Source organism: Mesorhizobium sp. M2A.F.Ca.ET.067.02.1.1, from assembly GCF_004023285.1.
GTDB lineage: Bacteria > Pseudomonadota > Alphaproteobacteria > Rhizobiales > Rhizobiaceae > Mesorhizobium.
The window spans coordinates 1-12,881 of sequence record NZ_RZSB01000080.1; the positions used below are offsets into that span (position 1 = coordinate 1).

Sequence of the window (12,881 nt, forward strand, 5' to 3'; positions counted from 1 at the left end):
GGAACCCATGCGCGGTGTCGCGGAAATACACCTCGTCGGTATGCACGTTGACCCACTTCGTGCGGAGCCGCCCGGCGACATAGCCGCCTAACGCAGATGACAGCCATTGCACGATAACGAGCCAGACCGCGGTCGACACCGCAAATGTCGTCAGGGAAGGGCTACCCCATGGCGACATCATCGCCAAGCCGAGTCCGGAACCGACAAGCATGAGGATGACGGTCAAGGTGGCTGCCGCAAAAGCGCCGGCCACGATCGGCCCCCAATTGACGGCGGAGGATGATGTCTCAATCGTTGCCGGTTCGTCGGCCGGGGAAAAGGTCATCGTGGGCTCCTAACGTGCAAAAAGCATCAAAAGGATGATGATCGGAATTGGAACGCCGAGCAGCCAGAGCAGAATACCTCGTCCCATTTCGTCCTCCTATAAGTAGTGTTCGAATTCTTGTATTTAATTCCTGGATCTCGCTTTCGTTCCGCCTGATCTACTTCTTTCAATCAGCTGTTAAACTCAGGGCCTGACGCAAACGCCATCACGGCCCACAAAATCTTGGACCAACCGAAGGCTCGCCCGCAAAGGGGGTGAACGGGCGAGCCTTTCGATAGGACGCCTGCCCAAGACCGCGCATTCGGGACGCGGAACGCGCCGGCGCCGACCGAACTAAGAAAGTAGCGAGATGTTCCGAACGAAAAGCAGTCTGCTGGTCGGGGGCGCCGCCTCTCCGCTATCGCCAGCATTCGAGAATTGCCTCCACCGGCGCGACCTCGACATGGTGGGAGTACCGCTTGGTGAAGAGTTTCAGGATGTTCTCATAGGCCTCATCGGACGCGCTGCAGATGGCGTCCTCCGCGAGGATCGTTCGATAGCCAAGATCGATAGAGCCGAGCAGGGTCGCCAAAACGCACATATCGGCCTCACCGCCGCTGACGATGACCTCCTCGACGCCTTCCGACTGAAGCACACCAGCGAGTTCGCCGCTCAGCCACGGCGAATAGATCGGCTTGTCGAACACGCGCGCCGGCGGGATATGGACGGCAAGCTCGGGCAGAAGGTCCACCGCCTCCTTGCCGGCCCTTGCGATCGTCATGTCCGCCCAATGCTCATAATATTGTTTCCACTGGCCGTGGCCCTCGCCCGGATTTCGCGCGGGGATGAACCTGGTGAAGATCGTGGCTTCTGGTCGCTTGCGCACCAGCCTCTGAACTTGTGGCAGGATCACGGGCAGCCAATCGACCGCCCATGGCCACGGCGGCGTGAACATCTGCTGCATGTCCACGCAAATATGGACGGCTTTCGCCGAGATCGGTGAGAGCGCGCTCAAAGCATATGACCCTCAAATCGCGGCGATATCGCGAGAAGCAGTTCGCGTGTCGAATTCCTGTGTCAGGCCGGACTCTTTGATGCGGCAGGCCAAGGCGCGCATTGCGCGTGCCACCGGATACATCTTGATGCGTTCAAATTCCCTAGCTTGCGCCTCGGCCATGGCCGCGCACCGTTCCCGTTCGGCGATTTCAGGACAAAGATTTTCGGCAGCATATTCCATGTTGGATTTCTCCATCGCGTTGTCTGCCGCTAAACTCCGACTAAAGTCCTCCGTTCCATCAAGGCAGGCGCTTGCCACATTTTTCGAAAAGCGCTCGCGCCGACCGGCCTCGATTTGCCAAGTCGCAATAACAAATGATGTTTTTGGCCAGTGCGCCGGAAAATTCATCGAACGATTGGCCCGATACGAGGTTTGTTGCCGTCATCGGCTGCAGAGCCAGCGTGGCGGCTGACGCTGCCGGATTTGTCGTCCAGGCACCTTCGGCACCCAAGCGGATCCAACCCAAGACCCGCCCCGCCACGGCCGGGCGATTTTTTACGTCATGGAAACGAGGTCGTTGGGGAACAAAGGGCCGGAACGGTGGTTCGGTGCCACCAAGACCAAAGGAGCCTTGCCCCATGAGCATGCGGATATTCCTTATCCCATCGGCGACCGCCGCGCTGATGCTTGCCCTCCCTGCCTTCGCGGCCGACGACGCGCAGACCTTCGTCAACAAGGCTGCGATAGGCGGGATGTTCGAAGTGGATTCGAGCAAGATCGCGCAGGACAATGCGAAGGATCAGCAGATCAAGGATTTTGCCAAGCGCATGATCACCGATCACGGCGCGGCGAACGCCAAATTGCAGAAGATCGCCGGCGAGCAGAAGCTGCAGGTGCCGGCGCAATCCGATGCCGCTCATAAGAGCGATCTGGAACGATTGCAGAGCACGACGGCTTCGCTGGACCAGCCTTACGTCGAGATGCAGCGTAAGGCGCATGCCGACGCCGTCGGCCTATTCGGGGCCTACGCCAAGGATGGAGACAATCCCGCCCTCAAATCTTTCGCGGCGGAGACGCTGCCGACGCTGAAGATGCATCAGGACATGATCGAGAAGATCGCCGGCGCCAGCGCGAGCACGCCGGCGGTCAAATCGGCATCGACGCCCAAACCACCCGCGCCGGTCCCCGGCGCGAACAGCTTCACCGAAGCGCAGGCGAAGAAGCGCATCCAAGACGCCGGCTATGCGGACGTGTCCGCCCTCGCCAAGGACGAACAGGGCATCTGGCGCGGCCAGGCGACGAAGGACGGCAAGGGCACCTCCGTCGCGCTCGACTACCAGGGCAACGTCTTTGCCGGCCAACAATAGACAGGAGAACCGACATGCAAACGATCACCGCCCTGTTCGACGACTATGACGATGCCGCCGACGCCGTGGGCGCGTTGGAGTCCACCGGCGTTCCGTCATCCGACATCAGCATCATGGCCAACAATGCCCGCGGCTGGCATACGAACACGCAATCCCCCGCAGCCGAGGATGCCGCCAGCGGCGCAGGCATCGGCGCGGTCGTGGGTGGCGCCGGCGGCCTGGCAACGGGCCTGGGCGCCATGGCGATACCGGGCGTCGGGCCGGTGGTCGCGGCCGGCTGGCTGGCGGCGACGGCCGCGGGCGCCGTCGCCGGGGCGATTGTGGGCGGCGCGGCCGGCGGCATCATCGGCAGCCTGACCGACGCCGGCGTGCCGGAGCAGGACGCGCATGTCTATGCCGAGGGCGTCCGCCGCGGCGGCACGCTGGTGACGGCTCGTGTCGAGGACGACCTCGCCTCGGAAGCCCGTGAAATTCTCCGCAGCTCCGCATCGGTCGACATCGCCGACCGCCGCAGTGAATACCAAGCGGACGGATGGACAGCATTCGACCCGGCCGCCGGCGATTATTCGGCTGACGATGTCGAGCGCGAGGCGGCGCGACGGCGGGGAGCCTGAGCCGATACCCAGACACTCGGATCGGGTTTCCCTCGACAAAGGCCATGAAGGAATCGGCATGCGACGCGTTGTTTTGCCGCTCATACTGACTTTGGTCGTGCTGCTGGCATGTTACTGGGTCTTCATTCGTGTCGACAGCGGCTCGTCTTCCGCGCCATGGAAACGCACGCCCGAACAAAACCAGGGCGGGAATGCGCCGCAGGATAGCTCGCCAGCTGCCGGCATCACGAAGAATCCACAGGACGCCAGCAAAATGCCGGGGGCTCAGTGACAGTCGAAATCCGTTGCTCCCGAATGGCTACTCGCGCGGCACGAACTTATTGAAACGGCTTGTGCTGCCCTCCGCGGTCATGTCCTGGTGAACGAACGCCAGGTTGTTGTCGTCCAGCACCTTGAAGAAATCCTCCCATTCGATCGGCCTCAGATCTTCGTCGCCGGCGCCGAAATCGACCCGCAGCGTTGCAGCCTTCCCCGGCGTCGCGACAACTGCAGGTCGGCCTTCGCGCGCCTCGATCCAAGCTCGGATACTTCGTGATTTGAGGTGGTCATGGCCTCGCTCATTGCGGCCTCCTGCTGACAGTTCCCTTCTCTCGAAAGCAACCCCGCAGGCATCCGCTTGTTCCCGTCGGGCCCGGTTTTGTAGGCTCGCCGCAACCGAATATCGGCAGACAGAGAAGGCCCGCTGCCTGCATGCGGCAACGGGCCTTGTCAGGTCTTGATGGGACCTTGGATCGCTGGAGGGAGGGCGATCTCTTTCGAACCGGCAGGCGCTCGAAATGTTCCCGCACAATCAGAGTTTGACGGCACTTTCCCTCGCCCAAAGCCGCAGCTTGCGGCAAGCCTCGACGAATGAGCGCGCGGAGCCGCCGCCTTTGAGCTCGATGAGCCCCTCATCCGCATCGGCCGCTACCCCGGCGCTTGCCAGCAGAGGTCCGGCACCCGCGACGAAGCCGATGAACTTCAGATGCGCAAAGGCGTCCGACACGAAGTCCTTTGCCGCAGCATCCCTGGACAGCATCTCGGCGCCTTCCTCGGAAACGAGCAGCACAACCGCATCGAAGAGAACGGAAGGACCGCCGTCGATCATGTGATTGGCTTCGATCCAGCTGCCATCGCCTGCCTCGACACCGCCCACCCTGCGCGCCACGACTTCCACTTTGGCGCCTTCGGCTTGCGCCGCATCCCGCACCGCTTGCAGCAGGCCGGAATCGATGCCGTCGCTGACGAGCATGCCGATCTTGCGGCCCTTGAAGCTGTCCGGCCCGTTGTTGATGATGCTGAGCGCGGGCGACGGCTCGAGGTCATCCCGTGTCGGCACAGCCGCGTCGGCAGGCGCCGGCATCGTGTTGATGCCGAGCTTGTCGGCGACCGTGGTCGCCAGCGTCTCGTCGATGTTGAGCAGATGGGAGATCATCCGCTCGCGGATGACCGGCGTCTCGACCTTGCTCAGTTCGAACGTCAAAGCCATTGCGATATGACGCTGCTCAGGCTCGGTCTGGCTGATGAAGAATTGCCGGGCCTGGCTGTAGTGATCGGCGAAGCTCTCCGCCCGCAGCCGGACCTTCTGCCCCTCCTCCGCATCGGCAAAGGAGCGGAAGCCCCGCTCGGGTGACTCACGCGGCCCCTCGCCCCAGGAATTCGGCTGATAGTTGGCGCGGCCGGCGGGATTGCGCATCGCCATTTGACCGTCCTGCTGGAAATGATGGAAGGGACATTTCGGCGCGTTGATGGGAAGGTGGGTGAAGTTGGGGCTGCCCAGGCGCTTGAGCTGCGTGTCGAGATAGGAGAAGTTGCGTCCCTGCAGCAGGGGATCGTTGGAAAAATCGATGCCAGGCGGCACGTTCTGCGTCATGAAGGCAACCTGTTCGGTCTCGGCGAAGAAGTTCTCAGGCATGCGATCGAGGACAAGCCGCCCGACCGGGATCGGCTCGATGATCTCCTCGGGAATGATCTTGGTCGGATCGAGGATGTCGAAGTCGAAACTGTCGGCGAAATCCTGGTCGAAGAGCTGGACGCAGAGCTCCCACTCCGGAAAATCGCCCGACTGGATGGCGTTCCAGAGGTCGCGGCGGTGGAAATCGGGATCGGCGCCGTTGATCTTCACGGCTTCGTTCCAGACCACCGACTGCATGCCCAGCTTCGGCTTCCAGATGAATTTGACGAAGGTCGATTCATCCTTGGCGTTGACGAGACGGAACGTGTGCACGCCGAAGCCCTGCATGAACCGGAACGACCGGGGGATGGCGCGATCGGACATGATCCACATGATCATGTGCATCGATTCCGGCGTGAGCGAGATAAAATCCCAGAAATTGTCATGCGCGGATTGGGCCTGGGGGAACGCCCTGTCCGGTTCCTCTTTCACGGCATGGACCATATCCGGAAACCTGATCGCATCCTGGATGAAGAAGACCGGGATGTTGTTGCCGACGAGGTCCCAATTGCCCTCCTTGGTATAGAGCTTCACGGAGAAGCCCCGCACATCCCGCGCCAGGTCGAAGGACCCCTTGCTGCCGGCGACGGTCGAGAAACGAACGAAGGCGGGTGTCTTTTCGCCGGGCCGCTGGAAGATATCGGCCTTGGTGTACTTGGCGAGCGACTCATACGTCTCGAAGAAGCCATGGGCGCCGTAGCCGCGCGCGTGGACGACGCGCTCGGGGATACGCTCATGATCGAAATGGAAGATCTTTTCGCGGAAATGAAAATCCTCGATCAGCGTGGGACCGCGGTCGCCGATCTTCAACGTGTTGTGGTCATCCGCGATCGGCGCGCCAAGCGCCGTCGTCTGCACCTCGACCTCGCCTTCGGCCACCTGATGCAGCTCGCCGCCACTGCCGCGGACAAGTTTCTGGTCATGAATCTCAGCCACGGCTGTAGCGTCGGCCGGGGAAGCTTTCTTCGGCATTGTCGGTGTCCCTTGTGCTCGCTGAATGATGTTGCCGAACGAGCAATCAGGGCGAATGTTCCAGCCGGTGGAGCGGGCATCCCCAGCTCGAACTATTTTTGAACGGCGTCCGACCCATCCCCTGCCCCGCTTTCCTGGGAACGGTCCGGCGTTACCCGCGACGATGCACGCACGGGCATCTCTCGCGGCGCAGGGATGCGAGATTTTCGGCGCCACCAGCGCGGCAGGAACTCGGCCATCAGGCTTTGAATCAGGCTTTTCATCCGATTGCCCATGGAGGGTTTCACAGGCGAACGGATGCCGGCCCTGATTGTTCCGGGTCGGCGCGATCAGAGCGTCGTCAGTTGAAATCAATTGGGACGGGCCTTGCGCGCACGCAACGCGATCGCGGCGTCCAGCTTTCGCGCCAATTCCAGCATTCGGGAAGGCGCTTCCTTGGATCCCAGCGCCTCCAACGCGACGGTCGTCTCGCGTTCCGGCGTTGTCGTCTCGGACAGCGTCTGTTCCGATCTCAGTGCTTCACGAACCTTCCGTGCCACGGCCGCGCCCTAACATGGGTTAATGCCTCCACTAACCCACTGACAGAAAAAAGGTTCCTGCTTCGCTTCTCCGCCGGACCGACGAACCTCCCTTCGATGCAGCTTTCCCGAACCCGGAAGTCGACGTCGCCTAAAGCGCGTCGCGATCTTTCAGATTCGCTCCATGCGCTTTAGGTTTTTTGATCTTACGCATGTCTTTATCCCGAAACCGGTTCCCACTTTCGGGAGACATGCTTTATTGCCTGCCGAAGTCGACCAGGAATCTCTCCAGCCTCTCCCGGACCTGGCTAGGAGCTTCCCTCGTCGGGAAATGACCGACACCCGGCAGGAGCACACGCTCATAACCGGCGGTAAAATACGGCTCCTTGCCTTCGGAGGAATCCGGCAGAACGATGCGATCGTCGTCGCCATGAAGGACCAATGTCGGCACCGAGATGACCTCCGCCTCAATTTGCTTGCGCGCAAGTTCAGCATAGCGCGGGTCGGGATCCGCCTCGCCCCAGCGCACGCGATAGGAATGCAGCGTGACATCCGGCCAGTCGGGATTTTCGAAGGACCTCGCCACCCGTTCGAACAGCGCGTCGTCGAACCAGCCTGGGGGACTCCAACTGTCCCACTGGAAACGCGCGAAGGAGCGACCGTGCTGCCGCACGAACTCTTCGCCGCGCCCGGTCGCCATGAACCACTGATACCAGAAGGCTTTCGTCTGCTCCAAAGGCGGCGTCGGAGGCGGGCCGGGCTGCCACCCCAGCGAAAGCGCCGCGCAGCATGTTATGCGCTGCGGAAAGACGGAGGCGAGCAGATAGGCGATACGCGCGCCCCAGTCATGGCCGACAACCGCGAACCGTTCGAGGCCGATGGCGTCGGCAAAGTCGAGCGCGTCCTGCGCCATGGCGGCGATCTCGCCTGAGCGCATCGTTTCATCGGAGTGGAACGAGGTCTTCCCAAATCCGCGCAGCCATGGCGCGAAGGTTCGGAAGCCCGCGGCCTGAAGCGATGGCGCCACATCCGCAAAAGTCGTCGCATCATCCGGCCAACCATGGAGGAGCAGCACAGACGGTCCATCCTCGGATCCACCGCTCAGATAGGCGACCCGCAAAAGCGAAGTATCGCAGAAAACAGGTTCTTCCATGGACGCCTCCTCAGGGCCATCACACTGCCGTGGCGGCCCAACCCTGCGCAATCGGGTTCATTGCTTTTGGCCATGAGCCGCCTCGATCCGGCGAGGGAACCAACCGCAGCCTCGCTGGTTCGGAAAGCCAACAGCGGAGCCTCGCCATGCAAAATGCAGCCGAAATTCTCGTCGACACCTTGATTGCCTGGAACGTCGAAGTCGTGTTCGGGTTGCCTGGCGACGGCATAAACGGCGTCATGGAAGCGCTGCGCAAGAACCAGGACAGGATATCCTTCGTCCAGGTGCGGCACGAGGAATCGGCTGCGTTCATGGCTTGCGCCTACGCCAAATGGACAGGGAAGCTCGGGGTGTGCCTCGCAACATCCGGGCCCGGCGGCACGCATCTTCTCACCGGCCTCTACGACGCCAAGCTCGACCAGGCGCCGGTGCTGGCGATCACCGGCATGCAGTTCCATGACCTGATCGAGACTTTCACGCAGCAGGATGTCGATCTTACCCGCGTCTTCAACGACGTCAGCGACTACAACGTCCAGGTCTCGGACGCGGCGCATATGGAAAACGTGGCAAGCCTCGCCTGCCGCACGGCGCTCGCCCGCAAGGGCGTCGCGCATCTCTCGATCGCCAGCGATATCCAGGAACAGCCCGCCGACGCGGCCAAGCGATCCAAGCGCAACCGGCCGGCGCACACGCCGCAAGACATGTTCGCTCCGCATTGCCTCGCGCAGGATGTGGAGCTGGACAAAGCGGCGGCAATCCTCAACGACGCGCGGCGCGTGGCGATCCTGGCGGGGCGCGGAGCGATCGGGGCGGCGGCCGAGCTCGAAGAAACGGCCCGGTTGCTGCAGGCGCCGATCGTCAAGGCCTTGCTTGGCAAGGCGGTGCTGCCGGACGACCATCCCTACACCACGGGCGGCATCGGCATTCTGGGCACCTTGCCATCGCAGGAGGCGATGGAGACGTGCGACGCCGTCCTCATCGTCGGCTCGACCTTCCCCTATATCGAGTACTATCCGCAGCCTGGCAAAGCCCGTGGCGTCCAGATCGATTGCGACGCGCAGCGCATCGGCCTTCGCTTCCCGGTCGAGGCCGGTCTGGTCGGCGATGCGGCGGAGACCTTGCGCGCCCTCAACAAGCGGCTGAAGCAGAAGGGCGACGGCGCATTCCTGGCGACCGCGCAGAGCTCGATGCAGAAATGGCGCGAGATGATGCGCCAGTCGGAAGATGGCTTGGCCCATCCGCTCAAGCCGCAACGCGTCGTGCGCGCCTTCGGCGAGCGCCTTGCCGAGAATACGGTGCTGGCGACCGATTCCGGCCAGAACACGGAACTTGCCGCGCGCCATGTCGATCTCCGCGCGGGACAGGCTTTCGGCGTTTCGGGCGCGCTCGCCTCCATGTCCTGCGGTTTGAGCTATGCGATCGCGGGCGGCATCGCCTTTCCGGGCCGGCCGGTCACGGCGATCGTAGGCGACGGCGGTCTCGCCATGCAGCTCGGCGAGTTTTCCACGGCGGTGCGCTACGGCATTCCGCTGAAAGTCCTGGTCATCAAGAACAACATGCTGAACCAGATCGCCTGGGAGCAGATGATGTTCCTCGGCAACCCGCAATTCGGCTGCGAATTGCAGCCGATCGATTTCGCCAAGGCCGCCGAGGCGATGGGCGGAAAAGGCTTCAGCATCGAGCGGGCGGAGGAGGTCGAGCGCGTGCTCGACCAGGCTTTCGCCACCAGCGGGCCGGTGATCATCGAGGCGCTGGTCGACGCCTACGAGCCGATGATGCCGCCAAAAATGCCGCCCGATTACGCCAAGAACTTCCGCAAGGCGCTGCCGCAGACTCCAGGCCACGATGAGATCGAGGAAAACGTCGCTCGGGAGCCTGCCAGGACGATGATGGAGGCGGGCGAATAGAAGGGGATTGCGATGCTTGATCTTTCCCGTGAGCGTCGACGGATGGTCGATGTGCATCTTGGCCGGCGCGGCATCCATGATCGGGAAGTCCTGGCGGCGATGCGGGAGGTTCCGCGCGAAGTCTTCGTGGGCCCAGGCTATGAGGAATTCGCCTATGAGGACGGACCGCTGCCGATCGCGGAAGGACAGACGATATCGCAGCCTTACATCGTTGCCTTCATGCTGGAGATGTCGGAAATCGGCCCAGGCGACCAGGTGCTCGAAGTCGGCACGGGATCAGGCTACGCCGCCGCCGTCATGAGCCGCGTCGTCGACCATGTCTACACGATCGAACGCCACGCGCCACTGGCCGAGGACGCACGGCGACGCTTTCAAAGACTAGGCTACGGCAACATCGAAGTGCGGATCGGCGACGGCACCAAAGGCTGGCCCGAAGCAGCACCCTTCGACGCCATCGTGGTGGCGGCGAGCGGACCGGGCGCACCGCTGGCCTTGCAGCAGCAGCTCGACGTCGGCGGCAGGCTGGTCATTCCGGTGGGCGACGATCCCGACGAGCAGCGGCTGCTTAAGGTGACCCGCACGGGCGCATCGACCTATAGCGAGGAGGATTTCGGCGGCGTGCGCTTCGTCCCGTTGATCGGCGAACAGGGCTGGCGGGAGGAAAGCCGCCCGGCGACTGTCCCCACGACGCCACTGGCGCGCAAACGCAGCCTGCCGGAAATGATCGCCGCGGTCGCGGAGCCGCTTCCCGACTTCGACGACCCGGCGTTTGCCGAACCGTTCGACCGTTTCGCGGACCGGCGGATCGTCCTGCTCGGCGAATCCAGCCACGGCACCTCCGAATTCTACCGGGCGCGCGCGGCAATCACCAAAAGGCTGATCGAGAGGCACGGCTTCGCCATCGTCGCGGTCGAGGCCGACTGGCCCGATGCAGCGGCCATCGACCGCTATGTCCGCGGCCGCGGCGCCTCGCCCGGCGCCAATCGGCCGTTCCAGCGCTTTCCAAGCTGGATGTGGCGCAACACCGATGTCGCGGCATTCGTGGAATGGCTGCGCAAGCACAATGACAAGGTCAAGGCGCTGCAGCCGCAAGCAGGTCTCTACGGCCTCGACATCTACAACATGCGCGGTTCGATCGCCGCCGTCCTGGAGTATCTCGACCGCGTCGACCCGGAAGCGGCAAGGGTTGCGCGGGAACGCTATGGCTGCCTTACGCCGTGGCAGACCGAGCCGTCGACCTACGGCCGCGCCGCGCTGACCAAGGGCTACCGCGAATGCGAGGAAGCGGTCCTCGAGCAGTGCCGCGACATGCTGGCGAGGCAACTCGATCATGCCGGCCGGGGCGGCGAGGAACTGTTCGACGCCGCGCAGAATGCCCGGCTCGTCGCTTCGGCGGAGCAGTATTACCGCGTCATGTATTATGGCGGACCGCACTCCTGGAATCTGCGCGACACGCATATGTTCGAGACGCTGGGCCATGTGCTGGATGCGCATGGCCCGAACGCAAAAGCCGTCGTATGGGCGCACAATTCCCACATAGGCGATGCGCGTTACACCGAAATGGGAATCTCGCGCGAGGAAGTGAATATCGGTCAGCTCTGCCGGCAGCGCTTCGGCGATGCCGCGGCTCTCATCGGTTTCGGCACGCACACCGGCACTGTCGCGGCGGCGAACGACTGGGACGGCGAGATGGAAATCAAGTCGGTGCGGCCATCGCGCGAGGACAGCTACGAGCGGCTCTGCCACGAAGCCGGCATCGACCGGTTCCTGCTTGACCTGGCACGCGACCCGAAGCTGCGCGACCGGCTGACCGAACGCCGCCTGGAACGGTTCATCGGCGTGATCTACCGGCCGGAAACCGAACTGCACAGCCACTATGCCGACGCTTCTCTGGCGCGGCAATTCGATGCCCTTGTCTGGTTCGACGAGACCAGCGCGGTTACGCCGCTCGGACCCGAACACGCCGCTGAAGGAATGCCCGAAACCTATCCGTTCGGCGTCTGACGCCGGAACATTCCGCGCCGCTTCCGGTTCGAAAGACATAACGAGGAACGACCATGAGCGGAAACCAGCACCCGAAATCGAAAAAACCGAGCGATGCCGATCTGGGCAATGATCCCGGCATTGGAACCTCCAAGGGCACCATCAAGGAAGGCGACGAGCTGGAGCACGGCGAGAACACTGTCGAAGGTGATGTCGAGAATGACACCACCGAGGCGGGTGGCATCAACCCGCGTCAGAAGGTTCGCACGAACAAGTAAATCCAGAAACAACACCGATCAACATAGTATAATCGTTAAATTTTTCCGGCATACATCAACATTGATCAACAAAATCCGCACCCGATCAGCGACCTTTGGAACATCCGGGCGCATTTCTTGTTGATTCTAATCGCAATCAGGCGATCAACAGGAGATTATTACCATGATCAAACTTCTTTCCGCATCGGTACTTGCAATTGTTCTGGCGACTTCCGCGATGGCCCAAACCAGCGGCTCGGGCACCGGGGACGGCACCAACGGCACCGGCGCAACCACAGGCACCACTGGCACCGGCGCCGCAACAGGCACGGGCAGCAGCAACGGCACGATCGATCCAAACGCCACCAACAGCACGAACAGCACCAAGTCCAACGGCGCAAACGACCGCTGCAAGGACGCGGCCGGCAACGACACGGACAACAATACCGCTACCGGCAACACCACATCCAATATGCAGAACTGCAACAAGTAAGCCTGGAGCCCGTTCACGCCGAAGGGCCCGCCTTTCTCAGAAGCGGGCCCATCTTCTTGGGCGATCGCGTGCTAGAGCACTTCCCACTACATGCCGCGGTCGGGGACATAGAGGCAGAAGGAGTGCTGCGACTTCATATCGCCACCCGGCTTGCATTCGTGAAAGTTTTCGTCGCGCGATCGCTTTATCCGGTGGTCGCTGTATGGGATCAGCTCGCCGGTCGAAAGCTGGTAGCCATACTTCGTTTCCTTCACGTCCGAAGGCGGCGCCTGGTAGCAATCCACCCCAGAGCAGCAGGAAGGGTCATACTGCCAGCCCGCCGGCGCCTGATGCGCCGATGCCGGGACGCAAAGGAGGCTCGCCAGGACGCTTGCCGTCAGAGG

Annotated in this window: 14 protein-coding genes and 1 pseudogene; 7 read left to right on the top strand and 8 right to left on the bottom strand. The window is 62.5% G+C overall.

Annotated features, from left to right (window positions below; translation table 11 throughout):
* The 3 genes and pseudogenes from EOA28_RS09305 to EOA28_RS09315 form a co-directional block, all read right to left on the bottom strand.
* Positions 1–325 (bottom strand): annotated as a pseudogene (locus EOA28_RS09305) (hypothetical protein); the annotation flags it as partial.
* Positions 326–722: 397 nt separating this feature from the next.
* The gene (locus EOA28_RS09310; RefSeq protein WP_245463192.1) at positions 723–1,319 is read right to left on the bottom strand and encodes an isochorismatase family cysteine hydrolase; all 597 of its coding nucleotides are present in this window, start codon (positions 1,317–1,319) and stop codon (positions 723–725) included.
* A 12-nt stretch (positions 1,320–1,331) separates the two neighbouring features.
* Entirely contained in the window at positions 1,332–1,709 is a 378-nt protein-coding gene (locus EOA28_RS09315) for a hypothetical protein (RefSeq protein WP_127250831.1), read from the bottom strand.
* A gap of 230 nt (positions 1,710–1,939) precedes the next feature.
* Here EOA28_RS09315 and EOA28_RS09320 point away from each other — a divergent pair, with 230 nt between their 5' ends.
* The 3 genes from EOA28_RS09320 to EOA28_RS09330 are packed head-to-tail and all read left to right on the top strand — an operon-like array spanning position 1,940 to position 3,553.
* Complete coding sequence (locus EOA28_RS09320) at positions 1,940–2,668, top strand: DUF4142 domain-containing protein (RefSeq protein WP_126079166.1); 729 nt, start codon at positions 1,940–1,942, stop codon at positions 2,666–2,668.
* Between the two features lie 14 nt (positions 2,669–2,682).
* The gene (locus tag EOA28_RS09325; protein WP_127251942.1) at positions 2,683–3,282 is read left to right on the top strand and encodes a hypothetical protein; all 600 of its coding nucleotides are present in this window, start codon (positions 2,683–2,685) and stop codon (positions 3,280–3,282) included.
* Positions 3,283–3,340: 58 nt separating this feature from the next.
* Entirely contained in the window at positions 3,341–3,553 is a 213-nt protein-coding gene (locus EOA28_RS09330; protein ID WP_042647292.1) for a hypothetical protein, read from the top strand.
* A 149-nt stretch (positions 3,554–3,702) separates the two neighbouring features.
* On the opposite strand, the gene EOA28_RS41125 is transcribed toward EOA28_RS09330, so the two are convergent.
* The 4 genes from EOA28_RS41125 to EOA28_RS09350 form a co-directional block, all read right to left on the bottom strand.
* A complete protein-coding gene (locus tag EOA28_RS41125) occupies positions 3,703–3,843 on the bottom strand; it encodes a hypothetical protein (protein ID WP_348527533.1) in 141 nt (46 codons plus the stop codon).
* A gap of 229 nt (positions 3,844–4,072) precedes the next feature.
* Complete coding sequence (locus EOA28_RS09340; protein WP_127251941.1) at positions 4,073–6,187, bottom strand: catalase; 2,115 nt, start codon at positions 6,185–6,187, stop codon at positions 4,073–4,075.
* Between the two features lie 350 nt (positions 6,188–6,537).
* Positions 6,538–6,726, bottom strand: coding sequence for a hypothetical protein (locus tag EOA28_RS09345; protein ID WP_126079171.1), 189 nt, complete (start codon positions 6,724–6,726; stop codon positions 6,538–6,540).
* A gap of 235 nt (positions 6,727–6,961) precedes the next feature.
* Positions 6,962–7,858: an alpha/beta hydrolase gene (locus tag EOA28_RS09350; protein ID WP_127251940.1), complete on the bottom strand. Its 897-nt coding sequence runs from the start codon at positions 7,856–7,858 to the stop codon at positions 6,962–6,964.
* Positions 7,859–8,004: 146 nt separating this feature from the next.
* On the opposite strand from EOA28_RS09350, the gene EOA28_RS09355 reads away from it, so the two are divergent.
* The 4 genes from EOA28_RS09355 (at position 8,005) to EOA28_RS09370 (ending at position 12,498) form a co-directional block, all read left to right on the top strand.
* Positions 8,005–9,765: a thiamine pyrophosphate-dependent enzyme gene (locus tag EOA28_RS09355; protein WP_127251939.1), complete on the top strand. Its 1,761-nt coding sequence runs from the start codon at positions 8,005–8,007 to the stop codon at positions 9,763–9,765.
* Between the two features lie 12 nt (positions 9,766–9,777).
* Positions 9,778–11,769 (top strand): protein-L-isoaspartate(D-aspartate) O-methyltransferase, encoded by a 1,992-nt coding sequence (locus EOA28_RS09360; RefSeq protein ID WP_127251938.1) that lies wholly within the window; start codon positions 9,778–9,780, stop codon positions 11,767–11,769.
* 53 nt (positions 11,770–11,822) lie between these two features.
* Positions 11,823–12,026: a hypothetical protein gene (locus EOA28_RS09365; protein ID WP_128314830.1), complete on the top strand. Its 204-nt coding sequence runs from the start codon at positions 11,823–11,825 to the stop codon at positions 12,024–12,026.
* Between the two features lie 163 nt (positions 12,027–12,189).
* Complete coding sequence (locus EOA28_RS09370; protein WP_126062605.1) at positions 12,190–12,498, top strand: hypothetical protein; 309 nt, start codon at positions 12,190–12,192, stop codon at positions 12,496–12,498.
* An 86-nt stretch (positions 12,499–12,584) separates the two neighbouring features.
* Here EOA28_RS09370 and EOA28_RS39540 read toward each other — a convergent pair.
* On the bottom strand, positions 12,585–12,881 hold a 297-nt coding region (locus EOA28_RS39540), incomplete at its 5' end, for a hypothetical protein (RefSeq protein ID WP_210214930.1).

Coding starts and splice junctions, on each gene's coding strand:
- EOA28_RS09315 (WP_127250831.1), bottom strand. CDS start 1,709: ATGAATTTTCCGGCGCACTGGCCAAAAACATCATTTGTTATTGCGACT.
- EOA28_RS09320 (WP_126079166.1), top strand. CDS start 1,940: ATGAGCATGCGGATATTCCTTATCCCATCGGCGACCGCCGCGCTGATG.
- EOA28_RS09325 (WP_127251942.1), top strand. CDS start 2,683: ATGCAAACGATCACCGCCCTGTTCGACGACTATGACGATGCCGCCGAC.
- EOA28_RS09330 (WP_042647292.1), top strand. CDS start 3,341: ATGCGACGCGTTGTTTTGCCGCTCATACTGACTTTGGTCGTGCTGCTG.
- EOA28_RS41125 (WP_348527533.1), bottom strand. CDS start 3,843: ATGAGCGAGGCCATGACCACCTCAAATCACGAAGTATCCGAGCTTGGA.
- EOA28_RS09340 (WP_127251941.1), bottom strand. CDS start 6,187: ATGCCGAAGAAAGCTTCCCCGGCCGACGCTACAGCCGTGGCTGAGATT.
- EOA28_RS09350 (WP_127251940.1), bottom strand. CDS start 7,858: ATGGAAGAACCTGTTTTCTGCGATACTTCGCTTTTGCGGGTCGCCTAT.
- EOA28_RS09355 (WP_127251939.1), top strand. CDS start 8,005: ATGCAAAATGCAGCCGAAATTCTCGTCGACACCTTGATTGCCTGGAAC.
- EOA28_RS09360 (WP_127251938.1), top strand. CDS start 9,778: ATGCTTGATCTTTCCCGTGAGCGTCGACGGATGGTCGATGTGCATCTT.
- EOA28_RS09365 (WP_128314830.1), top strand. CDS start 11,823: ATGAGCGGAAACCAGCACCCGAAATCGAAAAAACCGAGCGATGCCGAT.
- EOA28_RS09370 (WP_126062605.1), top strand. CDS start 12,190: ATGATCAAACTTCTTTCCGCATCGGTACTTGCAATTGTTCTGGCGACT.